This window comes from Lysinibacillus sp. fkY74-1, assembly GCF_053165895.1.
Genome location: NZ_CP170173.1, coordinates 1,298,207 through 1,319,834, shown reverse-complemented (window position 1 = coordinate 1,319,834; position 21,628 = coordinate 1,298,207). Strand labels below are relative to the sequence as shown.

At 33.7% G+C, this 21,628-nt stretch carries 19 protein-coding genes; 5 read left to right on the top strand and 14 right to left on the bottom strand.

The window, feature by feature from the left end; genetic code table 11:
* Positions 1–380: 380 nt before the first annotated feature.
* Entirely contained in the window at positions 381–1,376 is a 996-nt protein-coding gene (locus tag ACE1MS_RS06220; protein WP_447402764.1) for an ETX/MTX2 family pore-forming toxin, read from the bottom strand.
* A 1,837-nt stretch (positions 1,377–3,213) separates the two neighbouring features.
* Between ACE1MS_RS06220 and ACE1MS_RS06215 the strand changes: the two genes are divergently transcribed.
* Positions 3,214–3,732, top strand: coding sequence for a hypothetical protein (locus ACE1MS_RS06215; protein ID WP_447402763.1), 519 nt, complete (start codon positions 3,214–3,216; stop codon positions 3,730–3,732).
* Between the two features lie 177 nt (positions 3,733–3,909).
* On the top strand, positions 3,910–4,380 hold the full coding sequence (gene yiaA, locus ACE1MS_RS06210) for an inner membrane protein YiaA (protein ID WP_447402762.1): 471 nt from the start codon (positions 3,910–3,912) through the stop codon (positions 4,378–4,380).
* Between the two features lie 102 nt (positions 4,381–4,482).
* Here yiaA and ACE1MS_RS06205 read toward each other — a convergent pair whose 3' ends face one another.
* The 4 genes from ACE1MS_RS06205 to ACE1MS_RS06190 form a co-directional block, all read right to left on the bottom strand.
* Positions 4,483–5,532 carry a 2,3-butanediol dehydrogenase gene (locus tag ACE1MS_RS06205; protein ID WP_012293510.1) on the bottom strand — a complete coding sequence of 350 codons (1,050 nt, stop codon included), beginning with the start codon at positions 5,530–5,532 and terminating at the stop codon, positions 4,483–4,485.
* Between the two features lie 19 nt (positions 5,533–5,551).
* The gene (locus ACE1MS_RS06200) at positions 5,552–6,190 is read right to left on the bottom strand and encodes a GntR family transcriptional regulator (RefSeq protein WP_008174480.1); all 639 of its coding nucleotides are present in this window, start codon (positions 6,188–6,190) and stop codon (positions 5,552–5,554) included.
* A gap of 364 nt (positions 6,191–6,554) precedes the next feature.
* Entirely contained in the window at positions 6,555–7,535 is a 981-nt protein-coding gene (locus ACE1MS_RS06195; protein ID WP_325881235.1) for a serine hydrolase domain-containing protein, read from the bottom strand.
* Positions 7,536–7,671: 136 nt separating this feature from the next.
* A complete protein-coding gene (locus ACE1MS_RS06190; protein ID WP_031419200.1) occupies positions 7,672–8,271 on the bottom strand; it encodes a TetR/AcrR family transcriptional regulator in 600 nt (199 codons plus the stop codon).
* A 384-nt stretch (positions 8,272–8,655) separates the two neighbouring features.
* Between ACE1MS_RS06190 and ACE1MS_RS06185 the strand changes: the two genes are divergently transcribed.
* Complete coding sequence (locus ACE1MS_RS06185; RefSeq protein ID WP_031419199.1) at positions 8,656–10,053, top strand: hypothetical protein; 1,398 nt, start codon at positions 8,656–8,658, stop codon at positions 10,051–10,053.
* 459 nt (positions 10,054–10,512) lie between these two features.
* Here the strand turns inward: ACE1MS_RS06185 and ACE1MS_RS06180 are convergent, their stop codons facing one another.
* The 4 genes from ACE1MS_RS06180 to ACE1MS_RS06165 form a co-directional block, all read right to left on the bottom strand.
* Entirely contained in the window at positions 10,513–12,006 is a 1,494-nt protein-coding gene (locus tag ACE1MS_RS06180) for a sodium:solute symporter family protein (RefSeq protein ID WP_230586136.1), read from the bottom strand.
* Positions 12,007–12,218: 212 nt separating this feature from the next.
* Entirely contained in the window at positions 12,219–13,697 is a 1,479-nt protein-coding gene (locus tag ACE1MS_RS06175) for an aldehyde dehydrogenase family protein (protein WP_099805110.1), read from the bottom strand.
* Between the two features lie 22 nt (positions 13,698–13,719).
* On the bottom strand, positions 13,720–14,889 hold the full coding sequence (locus tag ACE1MS_RS06170; protein WP_036215068.1) for an iron-containing alcohol dehydrogenase: 1,170 nt from the start codon (positions 14,887–14,889) through the stop codon (positions 13,720–13,722).
* A 19-nt stretch (positions 14,890–14,908) separates the two neighbouring features.
* Entirely contained in the window at positions 14,909–16,108 is a 1,200-nt protein-coding gene (locus ACE1MS_RS06165; RefSeq protein ID WP_416277459.1) for a M20 family metallopeptidase, read from the bottom strand.
* 116 nt (positions 16,109–16,224) lie between these two features.
* Between ACE1MS_RS06165 and ACE1MS_RS06160 the strand changes: the two genes are divergently transcribed.
* Positions 16,225–17,826: a PucR family transcriptional regulator gene (locus ACE1MS_RS06160; protein ID WP_447402761.1), complete on the top strand. Its 1,602-nt coding sequence runs from the start codon at positions 16,225–16,227 to the stop codon at positions 17,824–17,826.
* 285 nt (positions 17,827–18,111) lie between these two features.
* Here ACE1MS_RS06160 and ACE1MS_RS06155 read toward each other — a convergent pair whose 3' ends face one another.
* The 5 genes from ACE1MS_RS06155 to ACE1MS_RS06135 form a co-directional block, all read right to left on the bottom strand.
* The gene (locus tag ACE1MS_RS06155; protein ID WP_447402760.1) at positions 18,112–18,393 is read right to left on the bottom strand and encodes a hypothetical protein; all 282 of its coding nucleotides are present in this window, start codon (positions 18,391–18,393) and stop codon (positions 18,112–18,114) included.
* A 159-nt stretch (positions 18,394–18,552) separates the two neighbouring features.
* Positions 18,553–18,936 (bottom strand): GntR family transcriptional regulator, encoded by a 384-nt coding sequence (locus ACE1MS_RS06150; RefSeq protein ID WP_012293498.1) that lies wholly within the window; start codon positions 18,934–18,936, stop codon positions 18,553–18,555.
* Positions 18,937–18,957: 21 nt separating this feature from the next.
* A complete protein-coding gene (locus ACE1MS_RS06145) occupies positions 18,958–19,737 on the bottom strand; it encodes an ABC transporter permease (protein ID WP_099805105.1) in 780 nt (259 codons plus the stop codon).
* Between the two features lie 5 nt (positions 19,738–19,742).
* A complete protein-coding gene (locus tag ACE1MS_RS06140; protein WP_447402759.1) occupies positions 19,743–20,645 on the bottom strand; it encodes an ATP-binding cassette domain-containing protein in 903 nt (300 codons plus the stop codon).
* Complete coding sequence (locus ACE1MS_RS06135) at positions 20,629–20,880, bottom strand: PLD nuclease N-terminal domain-containing protein (protein WP_036161050.1); 252 nt, start codon at positions 20,878–20,880, stop codon at positions 20,629–20,631. Before ACE1MS_RS06135 ends, ACE1MS_RS06140 begins: the two co-directional genes overlap by 17 nt.
* A gap of 185 nt (positions 20,881–21,065) precedes the next feature.
* Here ACE1MS_RS06135 and ACE1MS_RS06130 point away from each other — a divergent pair, with 185 nt between their 5' ends.
* Positions 21,066–21,605 (top strand): transcriptional regulator, encoded by a 540-nt coding sequence (locus ACE1MS_RS06130; RefSeq protein ID WP_012293495.1) that lies wholly within the window; start codon positions 21,066–21,068, stop codon positions 21,603–21,605.
* Positions 21,606–21,628 lie beyond the last annotated feature (23 nt).

Genomic DNA, 21,628 nt, shown 5'->3' with positions numbered 1-21,628 from the left:
CAAATTGTCTAAGTAGACACTTTGGATAAGAAGGTCCTGTCCTATTTTTTGAACATGATTATCTATACTTTCTCTAATTGCACAAGTCCAGTAAATTGGTATCCATCTATTTCTCCTAATTAACTATATATTTGTTTCCTCATAACAAACTTAAATAAGTTAATCCCTAATGAAAAAACGCTCTAACTTTTTGTAGAAAATAAAATTGCCGTATATCTGAATTAACAATGATATACGGCTAATCTTGGCGCGTGGTATGACTATAATAACTAAAGTATTGCGACGTTCAATTCACTAAACCAACCTCTGTTTTTCTTAATATTCTAACTTTTAATATTATTTTTTAGTAATAGTAGTATTTCACACCATCACAAAAAATTTTATAAATCAATACTTCTTGAATCTACTAACTTAATATTATTTTTATCTGTTATATCATATGTTTTCACATTTAATTTAGCTCCATATACTCCTTCAAAAGAGCCTTTACCCTCTACAACAACATAAGTTGCACCCAAAAAAGGAATAATCACTACTCCGTCATTTTCAACCTCTTTTTTTTGACTATCGGATAGTCCATCATAGTGTTTGTATAGAGGATCATTAAATGTAAATTGCTTAATTTCTTGCATTCCCATCCATCCAGTATAAGAACCTGTTGTTTTAATTGTATTTATAGGGTGTGGATTGTGAAGGTTCCTCCCATAAAATTTCACTGTCCCTTTGTAAGTCCTTTGGCTATATTCTACTACTGATTTATAAATTTTATTCGGTGGCACTTTAACAGGCTGTGATGGCACTTCTAAAGTGTAAGTTTTACTTAAAGTATTGGTGTTTGTACTACCCGAATTATATTCTAAGTTAATTTTACCCCCTTCGTTCAATATTAATGGTATTGTGAAATCGCGACCAACATTAATCTTAAATCCTTTTGAAACACTAGTTGATGTTGATTCGGTGTATGTTTCACTAAATTTAGAAGTATTATAGCTTTGTTCTTGATCTGTATTATTCTCAAATACGTTTTCTCCTAAAAATTTTGGGATTGTTGAATCGTAATACAAGCTTTCAATTTCTTCTCCAGAAATTGATAAATCTATTTCAGAGGAAATTGAATCAGGATTTTTTCGTAACTGAAAGTTATGTTTAACTCCTATAGAATTTGGTGCCTCATACCAAGTCAAGGATAAATTTCTTTGATAATAATAATTCCCTATCTTCTCGAGTACTTGATTAACGTTTGTAATACCAATAGTTTTCTCTTGCATACTATTTGATTCTGCATAAGTTTGGCTAGGTTTTATAGTCGTTGTACCTCCTAACGTTATAAATACCATTCCAATTATTAGCGCATTTCTTAACGTTTTACTTCGCATATCACTTTCCCCTTCCAAAGAAAAATTTATTTATAATTAGAATAGTATTTATATACACAACTTTTCGCAAGTAAAGGTAGAATACACCTTTAAAAACGTATACTAAATATATTAAGGGCGCTAAATTGAATATAATTCTTTTAAACAACTACTTAAACTATATCTATACATAATTTTAAGTTTATATCTTACTACTATAACCATATAAATTTCACATTTATAGACAACTCTTTAACTGGAGGCATTAAATTTTATCTTTTAATGGGACATCCTTAATTGAAACGAAAGTAACCTCGCTAAAAACAAAATATGAATATTCAAAAAAATCATTACTAAACAAATAGTATATTCTTTTCAAAATCCTTAGTAATTAAAATATGAACTGCACCCTAACAACGATATACTCCACAATACGTAGACAGATTACATACTATTAACACCCTACCCACGTAGAAATGAGCATTATTAAGAACTAATGCTGCTTGAGTATCGGCCCACACTTCCTTTTCCACTCATAATTTTATAAAATTCTGAAAATAGGGCGATTTCTATTGAATCCCCTAACTACATTGATCATCGGATTAAATGCTTTGAACTACTACAAATGGTAAATAGATCTTTGTATTACCTTCTTTGTTTTCATTAATGTTAGACCTAATTAAAGGATACATCTAAACATATCAGGATCTTTGCTATTTTGAAAAAATAAGCGAATTGTAGTATCTTTCTTAGAAATATTTAGTTTAGGATTTGGAAAAAATCAAAACATACGAAACATTATAATCCTGTTAAAATGTGAAATTGAATGAAATAGCAGGGATTGTTTCACAAGAGCATTTAAAAAATATTTCTCTTAATTCCGATGGTGAAACAATTGATTTAATAGGGTCTGGTAAGTATGAAGTAACATTTGGGACTACAGCTTCCGTCACGGAAACCCTGTGAAATTAAATAGGGAAGCAGCATATGAAGGACACACATATAATGTGAATACGGAGATTGTGAGAGAGAATTAGGCTAAAATCTTATAAATTTTGATTTCTTAGAATATATTTGAGTAGTATGTAATCCAATAGTCTCACTAATAAAAAAATTTTTTAACATATTAAGCAGAGGTTGTTCACTTATCTTTTGGAAGTAGATAATTTTCGTTTAATTATATTAGAATAATCCCCTTCTTTAAAGTTAAACATATTTAATGAATATCGTGACTGCCCCTACCTAGTGCAAGACCATTTACTAATTCCGTTTTATACACTAAATGTCGCTTCAAGCATACAAATTTTTTTAATATGGTGGTATGTTAAATTGAGGCACGAATTATAAAAAATAGTCGCATCTTCTCGGTAGACACACAATTAACCGTATATCATTGATTTTTGATCAGATATGCGGCGATTTTATTTTCCACAATTAGTCTGTGATGCTCATTGACTTGTAAAACAGATTTCGCCAACATAATTTATTCGTAAAAAGGTCCTTCCCACCACTCCGTTACGAGAATGACAGTTTCAAAAATTTATTCATAGGTAAGCCCTAACGTTTCCATTCCTTTACCTGCAGTATGGTACATATTATCAGGAGTAAACACTGCCTAATATATGAAACCATTCCCATCCTTGATTTTAGTATTGGCATATTGAAGGGAAAATTAAATTAGTAGCTCTCCATTGGATTCGAGTAGACATAGTATTTCGAGTTATGATAGCCTGACAATCAGTCATATTAGCCACTCAATTGTCGTACTCTTATTTATACATATTGGACACTCGTACAAGTACCTTCTTTCTAAAGGAATATAATATAATACTTTAATTATATTACTGAGGTGAAAAATATGTTATTTAACCAAATGCATAAATGTATTTGTCAAAATGAAAACAATTTCTTTAGAAAAATCGTTGCTCTTTCTGGTCCAATTGCGCCTGCTGAAAGAGGCGTGTTGGGTTATGGTTCACTAAGAAGCCTAGTATTAGAATCTGTGGTTGGACCCACTCCGCCACCCATTTCATTTGATGAGGTAGGTCCGTTATCCAAAAATATCACAGTAAGTAGCTCTGGGAATGAATTGGTAGTTCATGAAAGTGGGATATACCAGATTACAATTTCTATAAATTCAGAGGCCACTGCAGCTCCAGATCCAACTCAGCCATTTTTCACAGTATTCATTACAATCAATGGAGTTCCCATTTATGATGGCACAGGAGAGGCAATATTTAATGTGGCTAATAGAAGTAGTTCAGCCTATATCATTCAAACTCCTTTAAATCCTGGAGATGTAGTTGGCGTAAGTGCAGCTGGAAATCCTGTATCTGGATATGGCAGCCGCGCATTAACGATTGTTCAATTAAGTTAAAAAATAGCTTTAGAGGTATGAACTGAACCCTGATATAGGCAAGGGCACCCTATTCAAGATAGTAAACCTGATGCTAAGGAAGAAGAAAAAAATTCAAATAATGCCTATATATGTTTCTGTTCTCATAACATCCTGTAGATGAAGAAGTTATTATACAGTGATAGAAGGAGGAGAAAATTGTCGAATCAAACTGAGAGTTCAGAAGAAAAGGAAAAACAGCCAGCTCCAAAAATCAAAGTGGAAAGGCAGGAGGGAGAACCGACTGCTGCTTTTAAGGGTGCTTCTTGGGCTGCATTGTTAGTGGGTGTTACTGCTTATTTTATAGGTTTGTTTAACGCAACGATACCACTAAACGAAACTGGATATTACTTAGCAGTTTTAGTATTAGGACTTTACTCGGCAGTATCTCTACAAAAATCAGTAAGAGATAAGGATGAGGGAATACCCGTTACAAATATGTATTATGGTATTAGTTGGATTGCACTTATAGTATCTATTTTATTAATGGCTATTGGATTATACAATGCTGAAAGTATTGTTTTAAGCGAAAAAGGATTTTATGGGATGTCATTTGTTCTTAGTTTATTTGCATCCATCACGGTTCAAAAGAATATTAGAGACACACAAAGGGCAAGAGAAAGAAATTAAGGTATATTTTTAAAGCTAAAATGCACCTCAGTAGCAGACTATAAAAATAAGAAAAGAGCATGGCTGCCATTAGCCATGCTCCCGAAGAATAGATTTAGATTATTAATTTTCTCCACTAATAGAAACCAAAATTTTAGACTGCGATTTGTCGCTTGTTAATGTTTTAAATCCTTTGTCAACAATTTCATCTAGTTCAATTTGACTTGTAATGATTCCTTGTGGATTTAGTTGACCAGCGCTCATTGCATCAATTGTTCTTTGAAAAATGGATGGTGTATAGACAATGGATGATAGTACATTAACACCTGTATTTGTAAGTTGCATTGGATTCCATTCAATTGGTCTAGCAAAAATAGAAACGATCATCATATTCCCACGAGGTTTTGTAACATCTATTGCCTGCTTAAAGGTAGGAGCTACACCAGCAACCTCAAAAGATACATCAACACCATCTGCTACAATTGCTCGAACTGCCTGTACAGGATTTTCTTTACCTGAATTAATAGCATGGGTTGCACCCAATTCTTTTGCCTTTTCTAATCGTTCATCAGATAAATCTAATACGATAACTTTGCTTGCACCAGATGCTTTTGCAGCGATGACTGTTAATAATCCGATTGGGCCAGCTCCAAATACTGCAACAGAATCTCCTAATGTAACGCCAGCATCTTTGACAGCTTGTACAGCTACTGCCATTGGTTCTACTAGTGCACCATCTTGTAATGTTAAGTTATCTGCTAAACGGTGTATATTTGTTGCAGGGACATTGACATATTCCGCAAATCCACCGTCTCCATGTAATCCTATAAAGTTAAATCCATCATATCGATCGACATCTTCATGTTTGTTTCTATAAGTTAAAGTAGGATTGATGACCACTCGGTCTCCTACCTGTAAGTCCGTAACTTTAGAACCAACTTCCTCGATGATACCAGCAAATTCATGACCCATTGTAAGTGGGGCAACTTCACCTGTTAAATCAGCTTTCACATCAACTGGTACAAAAACTGGACCTTCTTCGTATTCATGCAAATCACTGCCACAAATACCAGCCCATGCTACTTTTACTTTCACTTCATCTTCTCTTAAAGTACGTAATTCAACCTCTTCTACTCTAATATCTTTCACACCATGCCAAACTGCAGCTTTCATTTATGTTACCCCCATAAAATTATTTAAATTGGTACCATAAAATAACATCTTTAATAGCTACTCGTGCATGATCAAAATCTGACGCTTCTATACATCTGATAAATGTATTGATGGACATATGGTAGGACTCAACTAGATTCATTTTCCATTTTGTTTGGGCAGCTACATTTGTAACAAAGATTGTTTCTTTAAAGAATCGTAGCATCGCAATATTTCCTGAAACATCAAAAAACAACTGTAATAAATGAGCAAACGAAACAACATATTCATAAATATTTTCAGCAGACTTTTTTTGTTTCATCGCTTCAAAACGAATTAATAGTTCATTTTGCAAATCACCAGTCCATTTAGGTTCACATTTAGTCAGTGCAAAATCCAATAGGTTATAAAGCGCTTCCAAATAATCCTTCAATTCCTGATCGGATATAGTCTTCACTCTTACACCTTTATGTTGTACTTTTTCAACTACACCATCTTTTTGTAAAAGATAAAGTGCCTCTCGGACAGGTGCATGACTTACTTGTAACTCTTTTGCAATTTCCGCTTCTATTAAGCGCTGACCTTGTTCATAATAACCAGAAAATATGCGAAATAATAATTGTTCAGCTATTTGTTCAGAAATTGTTTTTTTTGAAATTGAATTTTCATCAAACCCCATTAAACCACTCCAATAAATTTATATGTTTTATTTTAACATAGTTCAGTGTATAGGGTGATTAGCTACAGGTGTTATATATTATGGATTATAGATTATCGATAATCTATAAAAGTATTCTATTATAAAAATTCAATTCTTTCAATTATCTTGTTTGTGGGTACGTAATTAGAGAAAATTAAAACATGCTAAAAAAGTAGTTGTTAGGTTGATTAGACCTGTATATGGAGCTAGTTTGATAGATAAATTGCACAGTATTATGCCATAAAAATGGCCCACAAATTGCTAGTTATTATCTAACAATTTGTAGGCCTCAATAAGACTCTGCTCTATCAATTTCATCCAAATAAAAAAAAGTGTCTTACCCTTAGTTGTAATTCTCTAAATAAGCAACAATTTCATTAGCAACTGTTGACGTTAATAACGTCGACATATTACTTAAAACTATAATCGTCACGTTCTTTCCTAGCAACTTCAAGTATGAGGACGTAAAACCATTAATGCCCCCATGATGAAAAATGAGCATATTATTCTTTTTTGTCTTCAAAATGTTCCATCCATATCCATAGCCAAAACGACCTGATGAAAACATTTGAGATGTTATATTTTTGGTTAATAAACTATTACTTTTTATTCCATCATCAAGTAAATGTAAATCTTCAACTGTTGAAAATAACCCTCCAGCCGAATAAGTGTTAGACATATTGATGAAGCTAGCATGATAAATATTATTATTTTTATCCAACTCATAACCACTTGCTTTATGTTTTTGAATAGCTTCGTTAGAATCAAGACCCGTATTTAACATGGATAGAGGCTGTAAAATCTTTTGTTTAAGAAATTCTTCATAACTTAAACCACTTATTACTTCAAGTATCTTACCTAACACAATGTATCCTGAATTAGAATAATTAAATTCTTTCCCTGGTAAAGATTTGAATGAACATGAAGCAATCCAATTTATCAAATCATCTGGAGATTGTAGCTGATAAGATTTTAATAAAAAATCAGGTTGATCAGTTATATTACCAATGCCAGATGTATGAGTTAATAGATGTTCAATCGTAATTTGGTTGCCTTTTGGAAAGTTCGGAATAAAATCAGCTACAGTATTATGTAACAATAACTTTTTTTCTTCCATTAGTATTAAAATTGCAATGGCAGTAAATATTTTTGTTACTGACCCAATACGGAACTTAGTTATAGCGGTATTTGGTATGTCCCATTCATAATTTGCTTTTCCAAAAGATTCTTTATAAATGGTTTCTCCTTGACGAACTACTAATATATTTCCACTAAATTCCTCTTCCTTTGTGTTTAAAAATGAATGAATATATGATTTTAGCAAATTTCAAGCACTCCTTAGTTTGTACTATTAGTTACTTGAAATGTTATCCAATGGCATAAACCATACCTCCTTTTGAATTCTGGCTATATAGTATTCCAATGTATGAAAACCTCATTCTTTGAGCATGTATCGCTTTTTATATCCCTCTATTTCCTCTAATTTCACGTTGTTTTATCTCGAGTAATTCTATAATCGTTTTACATATTCTTTTAAGTGGTTCATTTGATTGGGAAGTGAGTACAAAAATACTGCCACCTTCTATCATGCTAAAGACTAAATACGACATTTCTGTAGCTTCATCAGGGGGCCAGTTTGATTGAATAAATTTTGCCTTTACTATCAAAATAAGTGCTTCATAAGCATCCTTGCATGCTAAACGAAGTTGCTCACTCATATGCCAAGTTTCCAAAGAAATAAGTGCTAATGGGATCCCATCATGGGCAACTTTCGAATCAAAACTTGTAAATTGATCAAAAAAACACTCTAAAGCTTTTATTACATCATCATGCTGTGAAAATAAATTTCTTAGCTCTTGAACAGCAAGATCCTTTGTTCTGTTAATTGCCTCTGTCGCTAATTGTTCCTTACCTTCAGGAAAATAATAATAAAGCGAACCTTTTGGACAACCCGACTCTTTAATAATTTGATTTAATCCAGTAGCGTGGTACCCTTGTTTTTGAAATAGTACTGACGCCGTCGATAAAATTTTCATTTTACTTTCTTGATTTCTAGGCATGTTCCCCTCCAAATTATAATGACTGGTCTATATAATAAAGTGTTGTATCTATAAAGTCAATACGAAGTAATGATTACTGTCATACTATATTTTTTACCTATTAATATTTATACATAATGGCTAGGTTTTTTTCTCTTGATTAGCGTTCTTCTTCGTAACAATGCTATCGCTTATTATTCTTGCTCCTTCATCATTTCAAAGTATTACTTCAACGTGTAGCACGGCCCTTTTCATTAATTTTATGCTTTTCAGCATCAATAGTTATTATTTACCTTATAAATTTACAAGAACTTCCACCAAGCTCGAAATTTTTCAAAATCATCACCATCTTTTTTTTCTCTTCATATTCTATAAAATCAGGTCGAATATTGAGGGGGAAACATTATGGGGATTGAATTCACAGCTCTCCATTGGATTTACGTTATTTTCATTGTGCTCATCATCGGATTTATGGTTAAACGTCGTGATACCACCCTCATTTGTATACTTGGCATCTTCATGCTAGCGATCATTGCGACTGGCAATTTAACTTCGTCCATTAGTGGTATTTTTAACAGCTTTATTTACGCCATTACAGAGTTGTTATCCACCATTTTGATTATTTCGATTATTGTTGCCATGAGTCGAGTAATGATAACTTCAGGTATTAATGAGATTATGATTGCTCCTTTTACCAAATTTATTAAGACACCCGCACTTGCCTATTGGACAATTGGTCTTTTGATGATGTTAATCTCTTGGTTTTTCTGGCCTTCACCGGCTGTTGCGTTGTTAGGAGCCGTTTTGTTGCCTGTTGCGATTCGTGCGGGGCTTCCTGCACTTGGCGTTGCCATGGCGATGAACTTATTTGGGCATGGGATGGCGTTATCGAGTGATTTTGTCATACAAGGGGCTCCAAAACTAACCGCTGATGCAGCAGGTATACCTGTTGGAGATGTGGTTACGGCTAGTATTCCACTCGTCATTACTATGGGGGTTGTGACGACAATTGTTGCTTATATTTTCTTACGGCGAGATATGAAACGAGGAACGTTACTTTTCAATACGGTCAACGAGGAAGAGGAAGCTGGCGAAAAAGAAACTACTGAACATTTACTGTCAATTGGGCAAAAGCGTTTCTTCGCCGTGCTTATTCCCATTGCCTTTATATTAGATGTCATCACGATGTCAGTATTCAAATTAACGGGCGGCGATGCAACTGCTCTAATCGGTGGAACCTCTGTTTTTATCCTACTTTTGCTTAGTATTGTTACTCATAAAGCGGAGGGTCTCGAGAAGACAACAAGCTATTTGATACAAGGGTTCCAATTCGGCTTTAAAGTTTTCGGCCCTGTTATCCCAATCGCCGCATTCTTCTATCTTGGAGATGCTGGCTTTACACAAATCATCGGGGACCATCTCCCCGCTACCTCACACGGCATTGTTAATGATCTTGGAGTTGGCCTTGCCGCGGTCGTACCTTTAACAAAGGAAATTGCTGTTATGACGTTAGCGGTTGTTGGAGCTATTACTGGATTGGATGGTTCGGGCTTCTCTGGAATTTCTTTAGCAGGCTCGATTGGCAGTCTATTTGGGAATGCCATTGGTGGGGGAACAGCCACTTTAACTGCTTTAGGGCAAATCACAGCGATTTGGGTTGGTGGCGGTACCTTGATTCCTTGGGCTTTAATTCCAGCTGCTGCTATTTGTAATGTCAGCCCATTTGAACTGGCAAGGCGGAACTTAATTCCTGTAGCCATTGGGCTTGTTGTGACGACGATTGTAGCAGTGTTTTTGATTTAAATAAGGCGCTCCCTGATAAAATTTTTATGGGCCTATGTACCTTCATATGTCTAAATTGGAAACAGCTCAGGTTGATAGAATGCTAATTTGTCTTATATTGGTGGCGGTACACTGATTCCCATAAAAGAAATATAAGTAAGACCACCCTTTACGGAGTGGTCTTCATTGTTATAATCAGTCTCTGTAAATTGTCATTTCTATTGGGGAAATTCATAGTAGTAAAAACTATTATCATCTGCTCGTCCCTTAATAATTGTGCCTGAACTATTATTAATTAGATCTGACGCCAAATATCGGTATTTTTCGCCCTTTTTAAAACATCTTCAGGCGCAGGTATTTTAAATGGATCGATTTTATCTTTATCAACACTAAAAGTTGATGAATAACCCTTTAAAGCGCCATCGGCAATACCTCGCATACTGACATTGCGACTGAGCTGATTAATAACTCTCTCCCCACTTAGTTTGATTCTTTAGGAATGAATACACTTTCAGTTTCATGGGATTCTAATTCTAAAGGTGATTCAATTAATTCATAAAACTCTTGGTTATCGGTAACATGGTTTTTAGATGTTGCCAAAGAAACTATTATTCCTACAATAGTAGCTACAATTACAGCAATAGGGCTAATAAAATAAATTGGGAAGCTTAAAGTTATAGCGATTCCGGAATATGCTAACCCTGAAATCATTGATGAAAGTGCACCCAAGCTGTTGTACTTTTTCCAATACAATGAAATTAGTATCGGAATTGCCACTATACCTGTAAAAGTTGATAAAAACAGCAATGAGTTTTGAATATTTCCAATGAAAACGATCCCAAAAATTAATGTAGAAGCTGCAATTATAACAAAACATATTCTTGAAGCAATTATGAATTGTCTATCCCCTTTATTTTTCAAGAAATATCTGCGTACAACATCATTTACAATGATTGAAACTGCAGAATTCCAAACTGCAATCAGAGTGCTAACCCCTACAAGTAATAATGTTACTAATAGTAATCCTTGTACTAATGAGTTACTTTGAGTTGCTATTAATAAAGGTAACGCTTCCTCTGGTTTATCCAGACTTGGGAATACAACTTTTGAGAACATTGTAGCTAAAACGACCATACCGTATAACACTACAATGAAAAATGTATTCCATAGCATAGCTGTATAAGCAACTTTTTCATTCTTTGCTGAGAAGATTCGTTGACCATACCAAGGGGCAGCAATATATAAGAACAGAATTTGCAGGCCCCATGTCAATGCGATAGGGAAGTTAACCTCTGTATCCCAAACTGGTGCCAAAGATAAAAGTTTCGGTTCGTATACTTGACTCAAACTTCCAAATCCACCAGCTGCACTAATACCAATAAATAAAATTGTTGGAATCCCAATCATAATCATTATAAATGCTACAACATCAATACCAATTGCTGTCAATAATCCACCAGTGATACTTAAAATTAGACAAATCACTACAATTGTTATGGAAAAGATTACTGGATCTACCCCAAGTAAAACGCTTCCTATTACTGCTAAACCTGCTAGATACGAAGCTGGTGCTAGCCATGTATAGAACAATGTGATGATGGCTGACATAAATCTTATAAGTTCTGAGTATTTTTCATTCTTAAAACGTTTATCAAAAAATTGAGAAATGGTTGAAATATTTAATTTCCTATATTTTTTAGCAACCGTAAATGCGTATGCAAGAAATACCGCAATAAATATTAAAGATGTATACCACATACCAACAGTACCAAATAGATAAGCTACAGAAGCTCCACCTATTAAAGTTGCTGTATTAAACTCTGCTGCTACTAGAGTTGCCGTTAATGCAAATAATCCTGTTCCTTTGCCAGCCAAATTATAATCTTGATAAGTTTTTATCTTTCTGAATGTATTGTAGGATACCGCAAATAATATAACCAAAAAAATGGAGACGATAATATATTTAGTAACCATGCTATTCCTCCCTTTATAAGGAAATTTATGAATGATTAAAAAACTTTAAATCATTACTTGAAAGCCTAAGACTAAATGGACATGAATTATCATAAAAACAGCTAGATTAATGTAAACTTGCTATATGAGATAATATAGCTGTCTTATTTATACTGTTTGAATTACATTATTTGTTCGATCGATATCCCTAAATATATGGAAATATAATTTTATTAAGATAAATTTACCCAAACTGTTTTCACTTCAGTATAATTATCCAAAGCGTATGACCCCATTTCACGGCCAAACCCTGACTTTTTATATCCACCAAATGGAGATGCAGGATTTGTTGCATTGTAGCAATTAATCCAAACTGAACCGGCTTTTAATTTGTTTGCAAGTCGATGTGCTTTTGTTAAGTTCTCAGTCCAAATACCAGCTCCTAAGCCGAATTCTGAATCATTAGCTCGATGAATTATCTCTTCTTCAGAATTAAATTTAGACACTACCATAACCGGACCAAAAATTTCTTCTCTAGAAATTCTCATAGAATCATTAACATCTACAAAAATTGTAGGTTCAACGAAGCATCCTTGCTCTGATGCTTTACCTCCATATAAGATTTTCGCTCCCTCTTCTTGTCCAATTTTAATATAATTTACTACACGCTCTTTTTGTTCTAGTGAAACTAAAGATCCCATCGTCGTATTGTGAGATAATCCACTACCTAGTTTTACCTTTTCGGCACGTTCAGTTAATTTCGCAATAAAAATGTCATAAATATCTTCATGCACGTAAACTCTGGAACCTGCACTACATACTTCACCTTGGTTATACATTATGCCTGCAAATACTCCATCAGCTGCTTTCTCTAAATTTGCATCAGATAGGACAATATTCGGAGACTTACCTCCTAATTCTAATGTTACTCGCTTCATTGTATTTGCGGCTTCTTTCATAATAATTTGACCTACAGCAGTAGAACCTGTGAATGCGATTTTATTGACTAATGGATGCTTAACCAATGCATCTCCTGTAGTTTCACCGTGACCAGAAATAATATTTACTACACCCTTAGGGATTCCTGCTAATTCTACTAATCTAGCTAAATATAATACAGAAAGGGGTGTCTGTTCTGCTGATTTAAGGACAACTGTACAGCCTGTAGCTAATGCTGGAGCAATTTTCCAAGATGCCATCATTAAAGGGAAGTTCCATGGAATAATTTGACCAACTACACCAACTGGTTCATGACGTGTATAGTTTAAAAAGTTATCGCCGATCGGAATGGTTTGACCCATATTTTTAGTCGCCCAACCAGCAAAATATTTAAATTGGCCTACAGCATTTGGAATATCGTTTTCGAATAGTTCCGTAATAGGTTTCCCATTGTCTAAGCTATCAATTTCTGCTAGCTCTTGTTTATGCTCATCAATGAGTTCGCCTAATTTATAAATTAGACTTCCTCTTTCAGCTGGAGTCATAGTAGACCACGGACCATTCTCAAATGCTTCCTTAGCTGCTAAGACCGCTTTATTCACATCTTCCACACTTGCCTCATGAACCTTTGCTAATACTTCATTATTAGCTGGATTGAATGTCTCAAAAGTAACATTATTTGAAGAAGGTACAAATTCACCATTAATATACAGATACGCATCGTTCTCTAAAAATTCAGACACTTTTTGACAAATCTCAATTGTTTTATTCATAATCACACTCTCCTTTTTTGATTTATAGAGCTTTCGATAAAATAGTATAAATATCTTTTCTCGTTGCATTTCTAGGATTTGCATTCATATATAATTCATCGTTGAATGCAATATCAGTTAAGACATCAATGCTTGATTTATCAATCCCAATATCATTTAATTTCGCTGGAATCCCAACCTCTAATGTTAGTTCTTTAACACGTTTTACCCCAGCCTTAGCTGCATCCTCGACTGACATTCCCCAAGTATTTACACGTAAAGCTTGAGCAATATCTGCAAATTTCTTTGGATTAGAAATCCAGTTATATTCCAATACATACGGTAATAAAATTGCATTTACGATTCCATGAGGTGCATCAAATTGTGCACCGATAGCATGTGAAATTCCATGCACTAAGCCTAAGCCACCATTTGACATACCGATACCAGTTGAAGCGCTTGCTTGTACCATTTTATTCATAGCTGAAACATTAGTAGTATCGGCCACTGCTTCTAATATAGCTTCTCCAATTACTTTTACTGCATGAAGGTTAAGAGCATCAGTCAAAATAGACCCATTTCTAGAAACATACCCCTCAATAGCATGAGTAAGTGCGTCCATTCCTGTCGTTGAAACTAGCGAACTAGGCATTCCTAATAATAAATCGCCATCTAAAATAGCTGCTTTAGGGAATAGTGCCTCTCCAAATACCAATTTCTTTGTTTTCAATTCTTTATCATCTTCAGTAATTACAGCTGCATGACCACCTTCACTTCCTGTTCCAACTGTAGTTGGGATAGCGAAAACTGGTAACGGTTGATTTTGATAAAGGTCAAAGCCAAAGTAATCAGAAATTGATCCTCCATTTGTAAAAAGTACAGCTAATGCTTTGGCTGTATCAATAACACTTCCTCCACCTACTGCAACAATTTTCTTAATCCCTTTATCTTTATATAATTCATAGATTGCATTAGTAGCTGTAACACTAGGATTCGGTTTGACGTCATTAAAAATATGCTTTTCTGTTGAGACGCCTTCCAATGAATTAATAACTTTGTTTAAAATACCAGAAGCCTCAATTCCTTTATCAGTAACTACTAAAATATTACCGTCTTCAAACTTTTCAACAGTAGTTGAGAGAAACTTCAAACTCCCCGATCCTGTGTACACCGTCGTTTTTGACATAAATTCAGTATTATTTAATTCACCCATTTTATAGCCCTCCTTAGATTTAATAAATGTCCTGGAAATTTTTTGCTAGATTAACATAGTAATTGATTGATTTAATTAAACTCTCAATTTCAATATTTTCATTTGGCTGGTGGGCTAGTTTTTCATCCCCAGCACCATAAATTATTATTGGACAATCCAATGATTTTCCGAAGATAGATGCGTCTGTATAGTAATTGACACCAATATTTTCAATTTCTTTTGAGTTTAAATCCTTATTCAATTTTTGTGCATATTGTATGAATTTGTCTTCGCTATCATTTAAGAGAGGTCTTAAATTTTGTAAAACACTAATACTAGCTACAAAAGATGGATCGTTCGACTTTAGTTTTCTAATCACTTCTTCAATACTTTTTATCACTAACTCATTTGTCTCAGCCGTTACTGTTCTAATATCAACTGCGACTGTGCATTTATCAGGAATAACATTTGTTGCAACCCCACCGTCAATCCTATTAACACTCATTGTAGTACTTCCTAATAGCTCATCTTTTAAAGGGAATGCTAAGTTATTTAGTTCTTCTAAAATCTTTAACATATTCGAAATAGCATTAATTCCTTGTTTAGGCATTGAGCCATGTGCTGTTTTACCAAAGGTACTAATTTCAAGCCAAAGCACACCCTTATGTCCAATAAATACTTCCAAACTAGTAGGTTCCGCAATAACTATGGCACCAGGATTTTCTATAACTCCATTATCCATTAGGGTCCGTGCACCTAAACAATCTACTTCCTCACCTGCAGTTCCTAAAAATATGATGTCATGTTCTAATACGGTTCCAGATTCTTTAAGAATTAGCATAGCCTCTATGAGTGCTGCTACCCCACCTTTCATATCGCAAGTACCTCGTCCATAAATTAAGCCATTTTCTACCCTTGCTTCGAATGGATCATAATCCCATTCATCTTCCCCAATCGGTACAGTATCTAAATGACCGCTGAAGTAAAGCTTCTTCGCATTCTTATTTTTACCTCGTAAGTAAATGACTATAGTAGATCGATTTTCTAATGACTCTATAATTTTTGTTTCTAAACCAAAATCTTTTACAAATATATCTAAAAGTGAGGCAAGTTCCTTCTCATTACCAGGAGGATTTACAGTATTAATTTGTACTAAACATCTTAATAAATTCACTACTCTTTCCTTATTTACAATCTCCATATCTACAACTTCTTCATTTATAATTTTCAATCCCTCCATAACAGAAAATTCTTTATATTCTGACTTATTTGCAATTATATAGCTTCATTTGTTGTATAATTATCTAAATTAAGATTGAAATTATTGTACTTTTGAATAAAAAAGGGGGGGATTTTATGAATTGTAAGGAATTGCTTGCTCTCGGTTGTTTTGAAAATACGGAAGTTATCACAGTTTGTCCACTAGCACAAAAAATTAAAAACGTAACATTTATCGATGCTCCTGACGGCGATAAGTGGTTAAGTTCAGGCGATTTTGTACTTACTACAGGTTTTTTCGTAAATTCTAATCAAATGCAATCTTGGGAAAGTGATTTATTGGCATTTATAAAAGTATTAATTGAAAGAAAATGCTTTGGATTAGGTATTAAAATTGGAAGACATATTCCTTATATCCCAAGTGAATTAATAGAATATTGTAATAAAAAAGGCTTTCTTATTATTTCATTAAATAATGAATATCCCTGGACTGAATATTTAGGAGAAATTACAAACACTATTAATAAATTTAGAAATCAAGAAATAGAAGCATTAAACAACGTCTATAATAAATTTCATACTTATTTGAAAGAAAGAAAAAAAATAGACAGTCTAGCAGAAATTTTATATAAAATTATAGGAATTCCTTTAACAATTTATCTTAAAGGTTTGAATATCCGTATAGATTATCCTGAGAAATTTGAACATGATTTAGAATTGGATTATCTTATAACAACTGTCTTTAGTGGAATCGGCAATGAAATAGAAGAAGTCCGCTATAAAAATATTAATTTTACAATCAAATGGATTAATGAAAAAAACACTTTAGAGGGAGGAATTTTTATTTGGGGGTTATTAAATGAGGAGTCAGCAGAAGCCCCTGTTGCAATCGAACACGCAGCGCTAATAGCTAATTTACATGTAGAGCAACAAAATATTATAAAATCTATTGAACAACGCCAAATGAATGAATTTTTGTTGGATTTGATCAATGATAACTATCAAACTAAAGAGCTATTAAATAAAAAGTTGATTGATTTAGATATAACTTTACATGATCAGTACATTTTAGCACTTGTTCAAATCCAGCCTATAAATAACGCGATTACGTTGCCTTCCTATCATGAAATTCTAAGTTTCTTTAATTGGTCTAACCTATGTAAAGAAAATAATATATTAACCGGCCTAGATTTAAATAGCAAAATAATTATTTTATTACCCATAAATAACTATAGGTCCCTGTTAGATCATTTGGTATATGATATAAGTAAACATTTTCCAAAAATACGATTTTCAGTAGGTGTAAGTAGAAAATATAATTTTAATTCTTTGAAGGAATGTTATAGAGAAGCAAGGATTGCATTAAACACGATAGTCAAACAATCCGCTAACGTACAAAACTCTAGACTAATTATTGTTGAATTTTCCAACCTATATTTAGAAAGGGTTTTATACTCAGAAAACTCAGATTTAGAAATGAGATATATTTATATGGAAACACTTGATCCAATAATACAGTATGATAAAAAAAATAAATCTAACTTTCTCGATACCTTGGAACATTTTATAAAAAGTAATATGAATATAGAAGTTACAGCTCAACAATTATATTTACATAAAAACACAATTAGATATCGTATGAAGTTAATTTCAGAGTTAATGAATATAGACTTCAATAACTTAAATACAATTATGTTGTTAAAAATCGCTTTTAATTATTTACATTTGATGAAAGAATAATTTTATTTCTCCAATTTAGTAGGATTGATTCCTAAACGCTCGCCATCACGTAATTTTTCCCCTCTCTAATTTAACCTTTCTCTTGTCACTAAGTAGCCCACCATGATGAAATGAAAAAACTTTCATCATACGGGCTCATATATCCCAGGCATAAATTTCTCCAAAAAAGGCATCCCGTGATTGCCGGCAGATCGTCGACAAGAGCACTCGAAGAACTGTCCAGCACCGTAATTCGCCGAAGACAACCGGTCTGGCACATTACTCACACGTCATGCCCTATGAAAATTAAAGAGAATTCTTTTTCCGCTTAATCATCATGATTGCAGTTGGTGCTTTTCTCATTAGCAGCCCAATAGACTGGATTATTTTAGAAATTTTAACAATTTCTTTTTTCGCTAAAATTCCATGTATATTTGACCAACTCGTATTTTGGGGAATAATTGCTTTAGCTGTTGTTGGCGTAGTCACTGCCATTGCACTACTGGGCTTTATTTTACCGATTGTAATTTCCTTATTACCTTTTATCATCCTTATTTTTTTAGCTGTATCTTTATATCGATTCTTCAATTATTCATACAACTTCAAATAAAATAACGTTCACAAATGAAAGCTTGGGCTTTTATAGCGGAATATTGTCTATGCAGCCTTTTATGCAATTTCTTTAACAGTCAGTAACAGTAACGGTTGGATAGTTTTTGGGGCATTGTAGAAGCCCTCTCTTTCACTCTAACTCTCCGTATAATATTTTCGTAAACTCTCCTGAAACATTTCTTCAAGTTGACCTTCTTTAATTCCCAAAAGATACGCTTCTATCAATATTTGTTCCACACTCATAGAAAGTTGTTGAAGTGAAATAGTCTTTGCTTTGCTAGAATCTACACTAACGACTGCTCTAGAATGAGGTTTAATGGTAATAATACCCTTTTTCTGAAGCTCTTTGTAGCTTTTATGAACTGTATGCAGATTAAGGTTGGTTTGTGCCGCTAGCTGACGAATAGAAGGCAAATGGTCACCCTTTTTTAAATTTCCTGTCGTTATGGATAAAAGCAGCTGCTGTGTGAGTTGCTGATAATAGGGAATTTTGCTTTTACGATTTACTTTTACATTCATTTGCCGAGGATTTCCTTCATATTAAAATTTCTTTTTAGCAATAAAATGATGCATGATAACCACCATGAATAGTACAAGTATTATTGTGACAACAAAATTAAAGCCATACCATGTTGCTACGTCACCTGTCATTAATATCGTAGTCGCATACAAGCTATTACTGGCTGGATTAATAACATCTAAAATTGGATGTAAGCCAGCACAAAAACGACAAATGAATAAAACACCAATACTGATTAAAGCAATAAATGGTGAGCTGTTAAAAAAGGTACTGATCATGGCAACAAATGTAATAACAAACAACAGCCAAATACAATAAAATGCTAAAGCTATTAATGCACGCGTTATCGGTACAGAGGTAAATAAATAAGATGTATAGCCAAAGGACATTGCATAGCCAATCGTAATACATAAAACAGCTAAAACATAATGAGTAAGGATTTTACTACCCAGGTAGGAGGAGATAGATACAGGCCTTGTGAGAATGAATGCCATCATTCCATTGGCTTTTTCTCCTTGAATAATACCCATCGTTGCAATGGTAAGTATGATTATACCTAATTGATCAAATTGCGAATTAAGGGTTGAGGCAAGCACTTCTTGTCCCTCTGGCTTTGTCAATGTTGGATCAATCATAATCCCTTCAATACCACCCATTGATTGTAAAATAGCAGGCAAGAAATACATCATGATTGGCTGAGTTAGACCTAGTAGAATATATACAATGGGTAGCCAAATGACCTTATACTCCTTTGTCATTTGATTCATTTCTTTTTTACTTAATGCTATAAACGTATTCACTCCCGCTACACCACCAATTCTAAAAATATTTCTTCTAAGCTTTCTTGAACGCCAAGATTAAACTTTGTAAATATCACGTTAGAATCCAATCCGCACTGTAGTAATCGATGGGCATCCGCTTCCAACTGATTGACATATACTTTAAAGCCATCACCACAACCTTCGATTTTCTTTACATACGGTAACTGTTCAATCGTTTTTAGCCACTTAACATCTTTCTTTTGAATCATTATAAAGATAGCTGAGTTTTGATAGCGATTCAGTAACTCTAATTTTGTCGCATCTTCTATTTTGTAACCATTTTTAATGACCACAAAGCGCTCACAAACCTCCTCCGCATCGCCTAATATATGTGTAGAGAGTAATATGGTCGTTTCTTTTTTGATGTCTTTTAATAAATTCAACACCTCACGTCTACCAATTGGATCTAGTGCTGATACCGGTTCATCCATAATTATTAAAGCTGGCTTGTGTAATAAAGCTTGTGCGATGCCAAGACGCTGTTTCATACCTCCAGAAAATGTTCCGACATGAACATGCGCTTCTTTCCCTAAGCCCACCTTTTCTAAAAGAATTGGAATGTCCTTTTGTAATTGTTTTTTTGATATACCAGAAAGTGTCCCCATAAAGGATAGGGTTTCAAATGCTGTCATCCACGAGAAGAAATTAGGGTACTGTGGTAAATAACCAATTTGATTTTTCATCTTTGAAATTTTTTGTCCATCAAGCACGATGTTTCCTTCATCTGCATAAAGAATGTCAGCAATGATTTGAATTAATGTGGATTTCCCTGCTCCATTTGGTCCAATAAGCCCTACACATTCATTCGTATCGATAATTAATGAAAAATTATTCACAGCCGTTTTATATTTAAATTTTTTTGTAATATTATTAATTTCTAAGCGCATGTTTATTTACATCCTTTCTACCTATTACAAAATATAGAACCGAACCAATTGTATTGAAGAACAAAATAATAATTGCCCACATTAGTATATTTTCTCTCGTTTCTCGGTGCCGATATAGATCGACAAGTGCAACAACGATAAGTAAAAAACCTACGAATAAAAAAGGTAAAAGGATTGGTAGTATGCTTGCCCAATCCATTTGACCTAAGTCTTCAAAACCATAGTGTAATTTCATAAATTTATAGCCCCTTTCGTTATCATTATCAATAATGATAACAGAAGCGTAAAAAAATTACATTACTTTTTACTGTACACCCCCAAAAAAAACCTATAATATATTTTTTGATAATGTTCTCAATTTGAGAACATTCGAATGCTTTCCTTGATACCATCTCATTCATTTATTAGGAGGATCGGTTTATGCGCAATAAAGCAGAGGTATTAATGCACCCTGTGAGAATGAAAATTTTACAAGCTCTAATGCACAATAAAGAAGAAGGCTTAAGCACTTTGGAGATGATTTCAGTCATTAAGGATGTACCGCAAGCTACTTTATATCGACATATCCAAATTTTAGTGGACGAAAACGTCATAAAAATTGTGAAGGAGCGAAAAGTACGTTCTGTTACAGAGAAGTTCTATGCATTAAATGAAGGGGCAGCAAAACTTAGTAAGGAGGAGTGGACACAGCTCAAAACCAAGCAAAAATTAAATTACATTTCCTACTATCAATTAGCGCTACTATCTCAATATCAAAATTATTTACATTCACTTGATGAAAAAGAAAGTACCGCAGATTTAGCTACTTTTTCTTTTATTGACTTGACGTTATCAGTTGATCAATTCAAGAATTTTGATGATGAATTAAACGCTTTATTAACTAAATATTATAATATGGCCGACTCAAGTAAAGGTTCGGAGACTAAAACAATTGCTATAAATATTATTCCAAAACCTTAAGTAATATTTTACGTAAAGAAATG